This window comes from Solimonas marina, assembly GCF_012241385.1.
Taxonomy (GTDB): Bacteria; Pseudomonadota; Gammaproteobacteria; order Nevskiales; family Nevskiaceae; genus Solimonas; species Solimonas marina.
This window is the reverse complement of sequence record NZ_JAAVXB010000005.1, coordinates 1-13,402: the sequence shown is the minus strand read 5'-3', so window position 1 is coordinate 13,402 and position 13,402 is coordinate 1. Positions and strand designations below refer to the sequence as shown.

Below are 13,402 nucleotides of genomic sequence, written 5' to 3'. Positions count from 1 at the left end.
GCTGAACCGCCAGGGTCGGCTTCAGGATCGACGCCTGCCGCCGCGGATGCAAGTCTGGCGAATCCGGCTGCGTGTGTAGGCAACCCGATGTATCGCCAGGTAACGGTTGCGCAGTCAGTTCGCAGACCTTATGGCGGAACGCGACAGCGCCGCCGTCATGGCCCGATAAAAGCGCAGCTGCGTGTCCGCTGATGCCTGCTCGAGGCGTCGAAGGTCGACGCGCAGCGCGAGCACCCGTGTGCGCGCCCTCAGCGCAGCCTCGCCAGCGGCGACGAGATCGACACCGTCGCCTGCTGCGAAGCGCTGCGTGCGCCCGTCGCGTGACCATTCCAGTTCGCCGCGCAGGATGATGAGCATCGCCGGTGGCCCCGCCGTCGGCCAGCGCCCGTCCGCTGCACAGCTGACGACACGACTGGCTGCCAGCAGTTCATCAAAGGCCGCCACCGAAAATCCGGCGAAAATTTCGAGCCTCCGCAAAGCATCATGTGACGCGAGGCCGTCTACGCCCGGTCCCTGCGCCGCCTCGATCAATGGCGCCAGCGCTGCCGCCAGCGCGCGCCCCGACACGAACCGTCGGTCGGGCGCCTTGTCCAGCAGGCGTGCGACCAGCGCCGCCACCGCCGGCGCAATTCCCGCCCGTCGCTGCGCCAGATCAGGTGCCGGACGGTTGCGGATGTCCTCGAACAAGCGCTCGCGATCAGCCTGCGCGAACGGCGGTGCGCCACACAACAGCTGATACAGCACCGCACCGAGCGCGTACAGATCGCTGGCGCGGCTCGCGCCGTCACCGCGGACCTGTTCCGGCGCCATGTAATACGGCGAGCCACGCAGACGCCCATCGGACATCTTCGTGCCCGGCTCGGCCCTGAATTCGGCCAGCGAGAAGTCCATCAGCTTCGGCGTGCCGTCACGCATCAGCATGATGTTGCCGGGCTTGATGTCACGGTGCAGCACCCCGCGCTCATGCGCGTAATCGAGCGCCAATGCGCAGCGCGAGCCGATGTCGAGGACCTGCGCCACAGGCAATCGCGCGCCATCGGCGCGACAGTGGGGGCGCAGCGTCTGGCCGTCGACGTATTCCATGACCAGGTAGCTGATCTCACCTTCAACGCCAGCGTCATAGAGGGCAACGATGTTCGGATGTTGCAGTGCGCCAGCGGCGCGCGCCTCGGCAAAGAACGCGCGCTCGTGATCGGCGTCGTGGCGGTGACTGGGATCGTGAAAGGCGAACTTGACCGCGACCTCGCGCTGCACGAATGGGTCATAGCCGCGACAGACGATGCCGGAGTCGCCGCGGCCGATGGGTTCGCGTAATTCGTATTTGCCGATCCGGGTGGGCCACGCGGCCGCAGCAGGCGTGGTCATCGTATCGCGCCGTCTCGTCGGAGCCGCTCAGCCACGGCGCGCCAGCGCATCGTGGAACGCCAGCACCGCCCGCGCAACCCGGTCCGGCGCCTCGACGTGCGGAAAATGGCCGATTCCATCGAGCAGAGCGACATCGGCGTCCGGCCTGAGCTGCTGGTAGTGCGCCGCGACGCGCCGCCCCGAAACCGGGTCGTCGGCGCCGATGATCAAGCGTAGCGGCGGCGCATCGAGGAGCAGCGCATCCCGCCATCGTTCACGCTGCTCACGGCGCTCGTGCGCGTAGCGCAGTACCGCGCGCAGCGCCGCACGGCCACCACTGCCATCCACCAAGGTCCAGTAATCGTGCAACTCGATCGGGCCGGGTTTGGTGTCGGCACCGAACAGCGCCGAGAACGCGCGCCAGAAGCGGCGCTCGCCGACCATTCGGACGTACAGCGGGCCGATCGGGCTGAGGAGCAGCCGGTGCGGCCACCAGCGCTGCTCGACCTCATAAAACAGCGGCGCGTTCATCAATACCGCGCTCAGCATTTGCGGGCCCTGCACCCGGTCGCGCTGCCGCGCCAGCAGCTCCTGCGCAACGCAAGCGCCGTAGTCGTGCGCAAGCAGGTGCACGCGCCGCACGCCGTGGGCTTCGAGCACGGCACGCGCCAGATCGGCCTGCTCGGCGATCGAATAGCGATGCCGCTGCGGCTTGTCGGAAAAGCCGAGTCCCAGCCAGTCGAGGGTGACGATACGACCGAACCGCTTCGCCAGCCGTGGCCACAAGGCCTCGAAATCCCACGATGCGGTCGGAAAACCGTGCAGCAGCAACAGCGCCTCGTCGCCCTCGCCGGCCGCGCGCGTGAAGATCCGGTATTCGCCGAAGCTGAAATCGCTGCCAGTGTCGCGCCAGCGTGTCAGGCTCATGTACGGCGAGGCTCGACGGCGACAGCCGTGCAGCGCAGCACGAATTCGGCCGCCCGGCGCAAGGCGGCGTCGGCTTCCGGCACCTTGCCGGCCAGCGCCTGCCAGACGTGCCAGAGACCGGGGCTGACGTCGAGCGTCGCAACGCCGCCGGCCGCCTCGACGCGCGCGGCCAGCTGCCGCGCATCGTCGTAGAGAATTTCGGTATCGGTGACCTGGATGAGCATCGGCGGCAAGCCGCCGAGGTTTGCGTGCAGCGGCGACGCCAGCGGCGTACGCGGATCGTGTCCGGCCAGATAATCGGCCGCCGCCTCGCGCAGCGCCTCGGCCTCCAGCATGATGTCCTGCGCCGCCTGCGCTTCGATCGAGGCACCACCGAGCGTCAGGTCGGTCCACGGCGAAAACAGGACCAGCCCCGATGGCGCCGGCAGACAGCCGTCGCGAATCTGCAACGCACAGGCCAGTGCCAGACCACCGCCGGCCGAATCTCCAGCGAGGACGATGTCATCTGCGTTGATGCCAAGCTCGAGCAGGCCGCGGTAGGCATTCAATGCGTCGTCGGGGGCGGCGGGAAACGGATGCTCCGGCGCCAGCCGATAGTCGACAGCCGCAACGCGTGCCTGCCCCCACGTCGCCAAACGCGCATTGACGTCGCGATACAGGCGCGCGGCGCCAACGATGTAGGCGCCGCCGTGAAAATAGAGGATGACGCGCTGCGTGTCGTCACCGGAATGCGTGACCCACTCGACCGGCACGCCGCGCAGCGTGTCCTGGCTGACGCGGGCGTGCAACGACAGGGGCAGGCGGGACAGTGCGCCGACCTGCAGCAAGGCCCGGCGCCGCAATTCAACCGAGCGTCCGGCGCGAAACGCAGGCGCCAACAGCCAGCGGATCGGACGCCGCCACAGGCGCGCGCGCATCGACAGGCCAGCACTCATCGTCAGGTCCTCACCCGTACCGCGCGGCAAAATGGATGCGATGCACGCGCACCACGGCAAACGCCGGTGTGGCATTACGCCGCTCCCCGGGGCCGCCGCTGCTGTCGCGTCTGAACACGCATCCTCCTGTGATCGCTCGTCCATCGGGGACTCGATTGGACGACTGGCGCCCCAGAGCATAACCAAGCGTCCGCCATGGCAGCATCAAGCGGCATAATACGCACCACCTTTGCCGCCGCCCTGAGTCGTGACTCCTGCCGTCATCTATCGAGTTCGTGCCGCAGACCTGCGCGCCCACCTTTACGAAGTCCAATGCCGTGTGGCGACGCCGGATCCGCAGGGACAGGTGTTCCGGATGCCGGGCTGGCTGCGCGGCAGCTACCTGGTCCGCGACTTCGCCAAGCATGTTGTCGACATCCGCGCCAGCGCCGACGGCCAGCCGCTGGCAGTGGAGCGCATCGACAAGCGCACGCTGCGCTGCGCGCCCACCGACGGTCCGCTGGAACTGCACTACACCGTCTATGCGTTCGACGAGTCGGTGCGCAAAGCCTGGCTCGACACGCGCCGCGGCTTCTTCAACGGCAGTTCGCTGTTCTACTGCCCGAACGGCTGCGAGACGACACGTTTTCACGTTGAACTGCCCGCGCCGGAAGATCCGCTGGCCGCCCGCTGGCGCGTCGCCACCACGTTGCCGGCGCTGCACGTTGACGCGCGCGGCTTTGGCGAGTACGTCGCCGACGGCTACGAGGCGCTGATCGACCACCCGGTCGAACTGGCCGACTTTCAGCGCGTCGACTTCGACGTCGACGGCATTCCGCACGCCCTGGTGCTGTCCGGCCGGGTCGACACCGACCTGCCGCGACTGGCGGCCGACCTGACGCGGATCTGCCACGTCGAGCGTGAGATGTTCGGCCAGCAGCCCGGCCTCGATCAGTACCTGTTCCTGACCAATGTGGTCGGTGCCGGCTATGGCGGCCTCGAGCATCGCGACTCGACGGCGCTGATCTGCTCGCGCAGCGATCTGCCGGTGCCCGGCGAGCGCAAGCTCGGCAAGGATTACCGCAGCTTCCTTGGCCTGTGCAGCCACGAGTATTTCCACCTCTGGAACGTCAAGCGCATCACCGCCGCCAAGTTCCTTGAATCCGACCTCGGCAGCGAGGCGTATTCGCGTGATCTGTGGCACTACGAGGGCATCACCTCGTATTACGACGATCTGTTCCTGCTGCGCGCCGGGCTGATCGACGCGGCCAGCTATCTGGATGTCGTGTCCGAAAACGCGACGCGTGTCGAGCGCACGCCGGCACGGCAGGTGCAGACCCTGGCCGACGCCAGCTTCGAGACCTGGATCAAGTACTACCAGCCGAACGAAAACACGCCAAACAGCGCGATCAGCTATTACGTCAAAGGCGCGCTGGTCGCCCTGTGCCTGGACCTGATGCTGCGCCGCGACGGTGGCTGCACGCTCGACGATGTGATGCGGGGCGCCTGGCAGCGCTGGGGCGCGACCGGCGTCGGCGTCCCGGAAGGCGGGCTCGAAGCGCTGGCGCAGGAAATCTCCGGGCTCGATCTGAGCGGCTTCTTCGACCGCGCTCTGCGGTCGACGGACGAACTGCCGCTGGCGGCGCTGCTCGCCGACTTCGGGGTCCGCGCAGTGCGCCGCGCTGCGGTCTCCGACACTGACGCTGGCGGCTGGGTCGCTGGCGAGCCGGCGCGAGCCTGGGCCGGCCTCAAACTGCGCGCCGGCGACACGCGCGTGCAGTTCGTCTACAGCGGCGGGCCCGCGCTGCGCGCCGGCGTGTCTGCCAACGACCAGCTGGTCGCGATCGACGGGCTGCGCGTCACGGCAGCGAACTGGAGCGCTCGCGTCGCCGCCCTGCAGCCGGGCCAGCACTACGCGCTGCACGTATTCCGCGGCGACGAGCTGCTGACGCTCGACTTCGTACCGGACGCGCCCCCCGAAGACACCTGGATGCTGACGCTGATTGACGCCGATGAGTCGGTAACCGCACGCCGCAAGGCCTGGATCGGCGCATGAGCGCGTCACGGATGCCTCGATGCTTGACCTGATCGTCAAGACGGCCCTCGCCTACTTGCTCGGCAACCTGATGGGCGGCCAGTTGATCGGCCTGCTGCGCGGCGGCATCGATCTGCGCACGGTCGGCAGCGGCAACGTCGGTGCGACCAATGCGCTGCGCACACAAGGCAAGGGCTTCGCGCTCGGCGTGCTGCTGATCGACATCGCCAAGGGCGTCCTCGCAGTGCTGGCGATTCCCCACCTGCCGACGCTGGGCGATGTGCTGCTAACGGCGCGCGAACAAGCCTACTGGTGCGGCGTCGCCGTCGCCATCGGGCATTGCTATCCGGTGCTCTACGGCTTTCGCGGCGGCAAAGGCGTAGCGACGCTGGCGGGCGTATTCGGCGCCCTGATGTCCGCGGCACTGGTCTGGATGCTGGCACTGTTCGTACTCGTCATCCTGGTCAGCGGCTATGTCAGTCTGGCGACGCTGGGGGCGGCACTCACCGCCATCATCTGGGTGGCACTCGTACACCCCGAGGGCCTGTTCAGCGCCAGCGGCGGCTTTGTACTGGCGATGGCCGCGCTCGTTGCATGGAAACATCGGGAAAACATCGTGCGCCTGGCCCAGGGCAACGAACATCGTTTCGAGAAAGCGAGGATCATCGGCCGATGGCTGCAGCGCTGAGCGAAGCCGAACTGCTGGCGTTGGTCGATGCGCTCGCGGACGGTGAATGGCATTCCGGCGAAGACCTGGCGGCCGCATCTGGGATCACGCGCGCGGCATTGTCGAAGCGTGTCGAACGGCTGCGTGATTGGCAGCTCGATGTCGAATCGCGGCAAGGCCTCGGCTATCGCTTGAGCGCGCCGATCGAACGGCTCGACGCCCACGTGCTGCAGGCCACGACACCGATGCGGCTGCGCGTCGCCGCCGTCGTCGACTCGACCAATACGCAGGTGCTCGATGCCGACGCCAGTCATGACCCGCAAGTCCTGCTCGCCGAGCTGCAGACCGCCGGGCGCGGTCGGCGCGGCCGGCAGTGGATTTCACCGTTTGGCGCCAATCTCTACCTGTCGATCGGCTGGAGCTGGGCGGCGTGGCCGCGTGAGCTGAGCGCCTTGTCGCTCGCCGTCGGCGTCGCCTGCGTCGAGGCGTTGACCGAACTCGGTGTCACCGGCGTGCAGCTCAAGTGGCCGAACGATCTGCTGGCGGGCGGGCGCAAGCTGGGCGGCATTCTCATCGAGCATCGCGGCGAAGCCGGCGGCAGCTGTCGGGTCGTCATCGGCATCGGCATCAATGTGCAGATGGCGGCGCAACAAGCCGGCGGGGTCACCCAGCCGTGGATCAATCTCGGTGAGCTCTGCGAGATACAGCAGCGGCCGATGCCCGGACGCAATGCGCTCGCCGCAGCGCTGCTGCGCCAACTGACGACACGGCTGTCGCGTTACGCAGACGAAGGCTTCTCGACAATGGCCGCCGACTGGTCACGGCTCGACGCCAGCCGCGACGCACCGGTCCGCATCCTGAACGGCGACGCCGGATTCGACGGCATCGGCCGCGGCGTTGATCGCGATGGCGCGCTACTGGTCGAAACCGCTGCGGGCATGCAGCGCGTCCACGCCGGTGAAGTCAGCCTGCGCCTCGCATGAAACTGCTGATCGACGTCGGCAACACCCGAATCAAATGGGCGCGGTCAGGTTCGGCGGGCGCGCTCGTCGAGCACGGCGCCCTACCGCATCACGGCGACCCGGCACAGACCGTGTCGCAGCTGCCGTCCGGCGGCGTCGACGCGATCTGGATATCCAATGTCACCGGTGCGGCGCACGAATCTGCCCTGATCGAAGCCATGCGCGGCCACTGCAGCCTCACCCCGCATATCGCGCGCAGCACCGGACAGTGGCGCGGACTGATCAATGCGTATCGCGAGCCGCAGCGACTCGGAGTCGACCGATGGCTGGCGATGATCGCGGTCTGGCATGCGCAACATGGAGCGGCGGTGATCGCCAACGCCGGCACGGCCTTGACGGTTGATGTCATCACCGCCCAGGGCCAGCATCGCGGCGGCATCATCGCCGCCGGTATCGCGGCGCAGCAGCGCGCCGTGCTCGGCGCGACGCGCTTCGAAACTCGCGATCTGAACGGCGTGCATGCCGACACGCTCGGCAGCGACACCGAAAGCTGCGTGCAGCTCGGTGCGCAGCTGGCATGCGCCGGCGCCATCGACCGAGTCGCCACGCTAGCTGAGACCGGCGCGAGCCGCTGGCTGACCGGCGGCGACGCGGAATATCTGCACGCCGACCTCGGTGCCGACTGGCAGCATCGGCCGCACCTGGTACTCGAAGGGCTTGCCGCTCTGGCGAGCCCGGTCCCCTGATGGGCAGCCGCCTCAGTTGACGAGCACCGCGCCGGTGCCGTTGCAGCTCAAGGCCGCGCCAACTTCGGCGTCGTCGAGGTTCAAACCCAGAGCCGTCAACAAACCGTTCAACACCGGGTCAAGAATCGGCGCCAGTACGCTCTGTACCAGAGCAGCGACGCTACTAAGCAAGCCGTTCAGAATGGCACCCAGCAGCCCAGAGTTGAGAACGACGACATTAAGTCTCAGGGAGCCGATCGTGTCGGCCAGGCTGGCGACAATGTCCTGCGAAGACAATTCCCGGTACATCTGATCGGTCTCCGTGCCGATTTCGGGCAGCCCGTTCGGACTGTCGGTCGTCGCCGTGTAGGTCAGGTCGCTAGAAGTCGCGGCAACCGGCACATCGCTTGCCTGTAGCTGCACTTCGGCAACGGTAATCCCGAGCAGTGTCAGCTTGAGGATGTTGAGCGGCCCCGCTGACGGAAAGTCGGCGGTGGAGCTGAAAACATCGTTCTCCTGTGTTGTCGTCAACTCGCCGATGGTGGCCTGCGCCAATGATGTCGTGGCATGGACATCAAGCTCCTTGTAGCCGTCGGTGCCGCAGCTATAGCCGGTGACATAGGCCTGCGCACCGCCGACTTGCAGCGCGACATCGAGTTGATCGTTGAGCAGCTGCACACCAACCAGCGGGTAGAGGATATTGGTCAGCCCATTGACCAGACCGATCACCTGCAAATCCGTCGCGACCAACGCTCTCACTTGGCCAGTGCGTACGTAGATGCGAGGGGTACTGGCGTCGCCCGGATAGGTCGGGTCGATCAGTGCCGGATTGCCGATTGCGGACGGTTGCGGCGGCTCAACGACGGAGGCTCGGATCGTCACGCCGGCGACACCGGGGATGCTGATCGGCACGTCGGCCGAAATCGCATTTGCTCCATTCGCAGCCTGCACTACCGCATTCAACAGATCGAACGCATTGACCACCGCGTTGAGGCCGGCGGTTTGCGCCCCCGTCTGTAACTCGAGCAGATCGCCCAGCGGGACATCGAGCGTTCCGACGTCGACGCCCACAGCGCCCAACTGCTGCTCGAACAGGCCGACCGTCGCCGCCGCGGTCGTCTGGCTAGCGTTGTTCAGTGCGGTAATTTCAGCATCAAGTATCTGTCCAACCGAGACGGTGGTGTCGAGCAAGCTCTGGTAGCTACCGATGTCGACGTTGGCATTGACGCCGAGTAAGCCGTTGAGGAAGTCGAGCAGGTTGATGTCGGCATCGGCCACGCCTTGCCAGCCAAGGACGCTCAACGAGGCATTGCCGCCGAGCAATGCGCTCAGCAACGCGTTGACGGCACCGTCGTCCAGTGTGGCAGTCGTGGTCCGTATTTTTAGCTGCGCCTGCGGCGCGTTGACCATTGCCGTTGCGTGCGCCGTGATCGTCGTGATCGGCACGTAGGGCAGGAAGCGTGGTGGCGTTCCGGACACTTGCGCCTGCACGGCGTTCTGGTCGATGTCGGTATCCGACGCCGATGCCGTGAAGCGTTGCGACGCCGATGGCGACCAGACGCCGCAGGTCACCGTCAGGGTGTAGCTGCGCGAGCCCAGGTTCTGACTGGCATTGGTCGTGGCCGCCGGCTTGGCGTTGTTGTCGCAGGAGCGCGAGCCGTCGTCATTGACGAGCTTAGAGGCGCCAGCCAGCGCCGCGAGGTCGGCCGCTTTCTGAAAGTCGCGCTTGTACCAGTACAGCATGCCGATGTCGGCGACCGACAGCAGGATCACGCCGATGCTGATCGCGAGCACGGCAAAGATCAGGATCGAACCCTGCTGCCGCCGCCGCGCGCTCCATCTCTTCAAGCTTCGATCACGCACGAGAGCTCCCCGATCTCAAAACTGGAATACCGCACAGCCCGTCAGCGTGTCGGGCAGCCACGAATACGTGCCCTGTAACAGGCGCGTCTTGTTATACGGAAAGTCGATCTTGACGCGTACGCCGTCGTCGTTGGTGGCCTGTCCACTACAGGTGCCGTTGTCGACGAGGATGTCGGCGTCAGGAAGGTTGGTCTGCAACCACGCCAGACGCGTGGCGTAGTCGGTGTCGTAGGCGCTCGGCACGATACTGCTGCCGGCCAGCGATTCGCGGACGTCGTCACGAATGCTTGCCGCATCGATGTCGCTATAGCTTTGCACGCCCGGAATGAAGCCCACCGCTCGCACACCATCTTCGGCTGCGCGCGCGATGACGAGCTGGGTATGAAACGCAGAACCGAACGTGATCAGGCCCAGCAGGATCAGCACCAGGATCGGCAGCACCAGCGCGAACTCCATTGCCGCCGCGCCGTGTTGCGCCGAACGACGCGTAGCGCATGAGCACGACACGGCGATCACTCGAGCCGTCATGAGGTGAACACCCGCCCGTCGATGAGCACTCTCGCTGAACCTTGCAGCGTCGTCGGCGTCATCGGGCCCAGGCCACTACCGGCCAGCGAGGGCACGATGGGGTGCGTGGCGTAGTCATAAGTTACGGTCATCACGACTTGGCACAGGACGGTTTGGCTGCAATCCGGATAGCCCCCTGCGCCGCCGCCGGCCGCGTCGCAAACGGCGTCGCTCAAACAAACATTGACGTTGATCGTCGGCGTCTGGAATCCATCGATCCAACTGGCCTGCGTCGCCGCGATGGACTTGGCGTAGGCGATGCGTGATTCCAGCTGTTGCTCGACGGTCAGGTCATTGCCGTCAGCATCCTCGGTGTCCTGCGCCCGCAGCACGGCGCGCACGCCATCCTCGGCTGCATGCTGCAATGTCAGGTGCGCGAGGAAGATCAGACCGTAGGTCAGGCTGCCGTAAAAGATCAAAAAGAACAGCGGCAGGACCAGCGCGAACTCGATGGCCGTCGCACCGCTTTGCGCCTTCCGCCTCCATCGTGCTGGCATTCCCGTCATTCCCTTCGGCCTCCAAACCCGCCTCTCGGCGGCGCAAACGCCATCGGCGATTCCCCCGCAATGGCTGATACAGCATGAGATGATCCCCGACGCCTCCCGCTCACTGACCGGTGAGCGGCATATTCGGGCTGACGAAGCGCCGTGGCCGGGCGTTATGATTTGCGACAGATAAGCGGTAATGTAGGAATTTAGCTACAAAACCCCCAGATTCCCCTCCCCGCGTCCATGCGCCCCACGCTTCCCGAACTCCCCGTCGCTCAGAGTTTGCCTGACTTGCGTCGCGCCTTGCGTGCGGGCTCGGCAGCCGTGCTGGCGGCGCCCCCCGGTTCCGGCAAGACCACCCTGGTACCGCTGGCCTTGCTCGATGAGCCTTGGCTGGCGAACCAACGCATCGTCATGCTTGAGCCCCGCCGCGTTGCGGCTCGCGCTGCGGCGAGACGAATGGCCAGCCTGCTGAGCGAGACGGTCGGGGAAACCGTGGGCTACCAGATTCGCTTCGAACGACGTCAGTCGGCGCGCACCCGCATCGAGGTCGTCACCGAAGGCATCCTCGCACGACGCCTGCAAGCCGATGCCGAGCTGCCCGGCGTTGGCCTGCTGATCTTCGACGAGTTTCACGAACGCAGCCTCGATGCGGACCTGGCGCTGGCCTTGGCGCTCGACGTCCGCGAGAACCTCAACCCCGACCTGCGCATCCTGGTGATGTCGGCGACGCTCGACAGTACCCGCGTGGCGGCATTGCTCGGCAATGCGCCGGTGGTCGAGAGCGGCGGGCGCATGTTCCCGGTCGACATCCGCCATCTCGAATCGGGCAGCCCGCCGTCCTTGCGCGAGCATGGCGACTTCGTCGCCCGTCACATCATCTGCGCGCACGCGCAGACGCACGGCGACATCCTCGCGTTTCTGCCCGGTGGTCGTGAAATCGGCGCCGCCGAGCGTGCGCTTCATGATCGCTATGACAACACGGTGGCGATCCGCCCGTTGCACGGCAGCCTGTCATCCGAGGCGCAGGATCTGGCGCTGCAGCCGGATGCCGGCGGCCGGCGCAAAATCATTCTGGCGACGAATATCGCGCAAACCAGCCTGACCGTCGAAGGGGTCGACACCGTCGTCGACGGCGGGTTGGTTCGCGCAGCACGTTTCGATATGGCGGCAGGCGCCAATCGCCTCGAAACCGAGCGCATCTCGCGCGCATCGGCAGACCAGCGCGCCGGACGTGCTGGGCGTCTTGGCCCGGGGGTCTGCTTTCGCTTATGGAATCGTGACCAACACGGTGGCCTGGTCGCGCACGACATACCCGAAATCCTGTCGGTCGATTTGACGCGCTTCGCTCTGGATCTCGCAGCCTGGGGCATCGCCGATCCGGCAGCCTTGTCGTTTCTCGATCTCCCGGGCGCCGCCCAATGGGCATATGCCCAGGACCGCCTGCATGAAATCCAAGCGATTGATGCCGCCGGGCGCATCACCGCACACGGCCGCGCATTGCTTCGCCTGCCGGCAGCACCTCGCGTCGCCCATATGCTGCTGACCGCCCGCGCCGCTGGCCTGGGCGGTGCCGCCGCTTGGGTCGCTGCCGCGCTTGAGGGCCGAGACGCTCACGGCCATGCCGATTTCGCGCAATCGGTACAGACTCTCGCGAGCGGTCGCGGCGGCGATCCTGCCAGCCGGCAAGCCGTGGAATCGGCGCGACAGTTCCGGCACATCGCCGACATCGATGAGCCGGCCCGCGCGATCGACGAGCGCGCGATTGCACGCTGCATCGGCTGGGCCTTTCCCGAACGACTGGCGCGTCGACGTCCCGGTGTTCGTGGCACGAGAGAGATTGCGTTTCTCTGTGCTGACGGCAGCGAAGCTCGACTGCTCGAGCACGACGCACTGGCGCAGCAGGAGTGGCTATCGATTGCGCATTGGGAGCCAGGGCCGCCGCGTCGTATTCGTGCCGGGGCGGCGCTCGCAGAAGCCGACGTCATGACCGACCAGGCGCCGCGCATCGCCTGGCACGCGGTGGTCGCCTGGGATCCACAGCGAGAATGCGTGGTCGCCGAATCCCAGCAACGCCTCGGCGCGATTGTGCTGCGCACTCGGGCGCTACCCGCCGACGAACAACGAGCGCTCGGCAGCCCCGCGATGCTGGCGGGCATCCGCAGCATCGGCCTTCACGCGCTGCCGTGGACCGATGCTGCTCGCGAACTACAGGCGCGGACCGGCTCGCTACGGACCTGGCGCCCTGAGCTCGAACTTCCCGATTTCAGCGACGACGCCTTGCTCGCGAGCCTGGAGCTTTGGCTCGCGCCGCATCTGCACGGGATGACGCGGCGCGATCATCTGGCGAGGCTCGATCTGACCGAGGTTCTGCGAGCGCAGCTCGACTATGCGCAACAGCAGGCGCTGGCACGTCTGGCACCGACGCACATCGAAGTCCCAACCGGCTCGCGGATCCGCCTCGACTACCAGCCGCCGGGCGCTCCGGTGCTGGCCGTCAAGCTGCAGGAGATGTTTGGCAGCCCACACACCCCGACCGTCAACGACGGACGCGTTGCGGTCACCCTGCACCTGCTATCCCCCGCGCAGCGGCCGGTAGCGGTCACCGCCGACCTCGGCGGCTTCTGGGCCGGAAGCTATGCCGACGTCCGTAAGGATTTGCGCGGCCGCTATCCACGTCATCCGTGGCCCGAAGATCCGGCGCACGCCATCCCGACACGACGTGCCAAACCCCGCGGCACCTGAGCAGCGACGCCACGCCGCCGCCTGCCGATAAAAGCAGCCAAGATCGCCCAACTTGCGGGCAAGTACGCGGCGTCATTTTGCGCCCGTTTGTAATGACCCACCGAAATCTGCACAGGTCAGGCCGCTAAGGCATAAGCCTCGGCGGGTGTTTTCATTCCGAGCGCC

11 protein-coding genes are annotated in these 13,402 nt (G+C 66.5%); 5 read left to right on the top strand and 6 right to left on the bottom strand.

Annotated elements, in window-relative coordinates; translation table 11 throughout:
- Positions 1 to 114: 114 nt before the first annotated feature.
- The 3 genes from G7Y82_RS10340 to G7Y82_RS10330 are packed head-to-tail and all read right to left on the bottom strand — an operon-like array spanning position 115 to position 3,206.
- Positions 115 to 1,365: a serine/threonine-protein kinase gene (locus tag G7Y82_RS10340; RefSeq protein WP_168147989.1), complete on the bottom strand. Its 1,251-nt coding sequence runs from the start codon at positions 1,363 to 1,365 to the stop codon at positions 115 to 117.
- 27 nt (positions 1,366 to 1,392) lie between these two features.
- The gene (locus tag G7Y82_RS10335; RefSeq protein ID WP_168147988.1) at positions 1,393 to 2,271 is read right to left on the bottom strand and encodes an alpha/beta fold hydrolase; all 879 of its coding nucleotides are present in this window, start codon (positions 2,269 to 2,271) and stop codon (positions 1,393 to 1,395) included.
- Positions 2,268 to 3,206 carry an alpha/beta hydrolase gene (locus G7Y82_RS10330; protein ID WP_168147987.1) on the bottom strand — a complete coding sequence of 313 codons (939 nt, stop codon included), beginning with the start codon at positions 3,204 to 3,206 and terminating at the stop codon, positions 2,268 to 2,270. The genes G7Y82_RS10335 and G7Y82_RS10330 overlap by 4 nt, the downstream gene beginning before the upstream one ends.
- Before the next feature lie 247 nt (positions 3,207 to 3,453).
- Here G7Y82_RS10330 and G7Y82_RS21895 point away from each other — a divergent pair, with 247 nt between their 5' ends.
- Genes G7Y82_RS21895 through G7Y82_RS10310 form a run of 4 tightly spaced genes read left to right on the top strand, consistent with a single transcriptional unit; the run spans position 3,454 to position 7,595 of the window.
- Positions 3,454 to 5,241, top strand: a complete 1,788-nt coding sequence (locus tag G7Y82_RS21895; RefSeq protein WP_168147986.1) for a M61 family metallopeptidase — start codon at positions 3,454 to 3,456, stop codon at positions 5,239 to 5,241.
- Between the two features lie 19 nt (positions 5,242 to 5,260).
- Positions 5,261 to 5,908, top strand: coding sequence for a glycerol-3-phosphate 1-O-acyltransferase PlsY (plsY, locus tag G7Y82_RS10320; RefSeq protein ID WP_168147985.1), 648 nt, complete (start codon positions 5,261 to 5,263; stop codon positions 5,906 to 5,908).
- Positions 5,893 to 6,870: a bifunctional biotin--[acetyl-CoA-carboxylase] ligase/biotin operon repressor BirA gene (gene birA, locus G7Y82_RS10315; RefSeq protein ID WP_168147984.1), complete on the top strand. Its 978-nt coding sequence runs from the start codon at positions 5,893 to 5,895 to the stop codon at positions 6,868 to 6,870. Before plsY ends, birA begins: the two co-directional genes overlap by 16 nt.
- Positions 6,867 to 7,595 carry a type III pantothenate kinase gene (locus G7Y82_RS10310; protein WP_168147983.1) on the top strand — a complete coding sequence of 243 codons (729 nt, stop codon included), beginning with the start codon at positions 6,867 to 6,869 and terminating at the stop codon, positions 7,593 to 7,595. Before birA ends, G7Y82_RS10310 begins: the two co-directional genes overlap by 4 nt.
- A 12-nt stretch (positions 7,596 to 7,607) precedes the next feature.
- On the opposite strand, the gene G7Y82_RS10305 is transcribed toward G7Y82_RS10310, so the two are convergent.
- The 3 genes from G7Y82_RS10305 to G7Y82_RS10295 form a co-directional block, all read right to left on the bottom strand.
- A complete protein-coding gene (locus G7Y82_RS10305) occupies positions 7,608 to 9,437 on the bottom strand; it encodes a TadG family pilus assembly protein (protein WP_366515651.1) in 1,830 nt (609 codons plus the stop codon).
- A gap of 15 nt (positions 9,438 to 9,452) precedes the next feature.
- Positions 9,453 to 9,893: a TadE/TadG family type IV pilus assembly protein gene (locus G7Y82_RS10300; protein WP_206370560.1), complete on the bottom strand. Its 441-nt coding sequence runs from the start codon at positions 9,891 to 9,893 to the stop codon at positions 9,453 to 9,455.
- A gap of 68 nt (positions 9,894 to 9,961) precedes the next feature.
- Positions 9,962 to 10,510, bottom strand: coding sequence for a TadE/TadG family type IV pilus assembly protein (locus G7Y82_RS10295; protein WP_168147980.1), 549 nt, complete (start codon positions 10,508 to 10,510; stop codon positions 9,962 to 9,964).
- A 225-nt stretch (positions 10,511 to 10,735) separates the two neighbouring features.
- On the opposite strand from G7Y82_RS10295, the gene hrpB reads away from it, so the two are divergent.
- On the top strand, positions 10,736 to 13,237 hold the full coding sequence (gene hrpB, locus G7Y82_RS10290) for an ATP-dependent helicase HrpB (protein ID WP_168147979.1): 2,502 nt from the start codon (positions 10,736 to 10,738) through the stop codon (positions 13,235 to 13,237).
- Positions 13,238 to 13,402 lie beyond the last annotated feature (165 nt).

What these genes read in the sequence shown, in the direction of transcription:
- G7Y82_RS10340 (WP_168147989.1), bottom strand. Translation starts at nt 1,365, where the DNA reads ATGACCACGCCTGCTGCGGCCGCGTGGCCCACCCGGATCGGCAAATAC.
- G7Y82_RS10335 (WP_168147988.1), bottom strand. Translation starts at nt 2,271, where the DNA reads ATGAGCCTGACACGCTGGCGCGACACTGGCAGCGATTTCAGCTTCGGC.
- G7Y82_RS10330 (WP_168147987.1), bottom strand. Translation starts at nt 3,206, where the DNA reads ATGAGTGCTGGCCTGTCGATGCGCGCGCGCCTGTGGCGGCGTCCGATC.
- plsY (WP_168147985.1), top strand. Translation starts at nt 5,261, where the DNA reads ATGCTTGACCTGATCGTCAAGACGGCCCTCGCCTACTTGCTCGGCAAC.
- birA (WP_168147984.1), top strand. Translation starts at nt 5,893, where the DNA reads ATGGCTGCAGCGCTGAGCGAAGCCGAACTGCTGGCGTTGGTCGATGCG.
- G7Y82_RS10310 (WP_168147983.1), top strand. Translation starts at nt 6,867, where the DNA reads ATGAAACTGCTGATCGACGTCGGCAACACCCGAATCAAATGGGCGCGG.
- G7Y82_RS10300 (WP_206370560.1), bottom strand. Translation starts at nt 9,893, where the DNA reads ATGGAGTTCGCGCTGGTGCTGCCGATCCTGGTGCTGATCCTGCTGGGC.
- G7Y82_RS10295 (WP_168147980.1), bottom strand. Translation starts at nt 10,510, where the DNA reads ATGACGGGAATGCCAGCACGATGGAGGCGGAAGGCGCAAAGCGGTGCG.
- hrpB (WP_168147979.1), top strand. Translation starts at nt 10,736, where the DNA reads ATGCGCCCCACGCTTCCCGAACTCCCCGTCGCTCAGAGTTTGCCTGAC.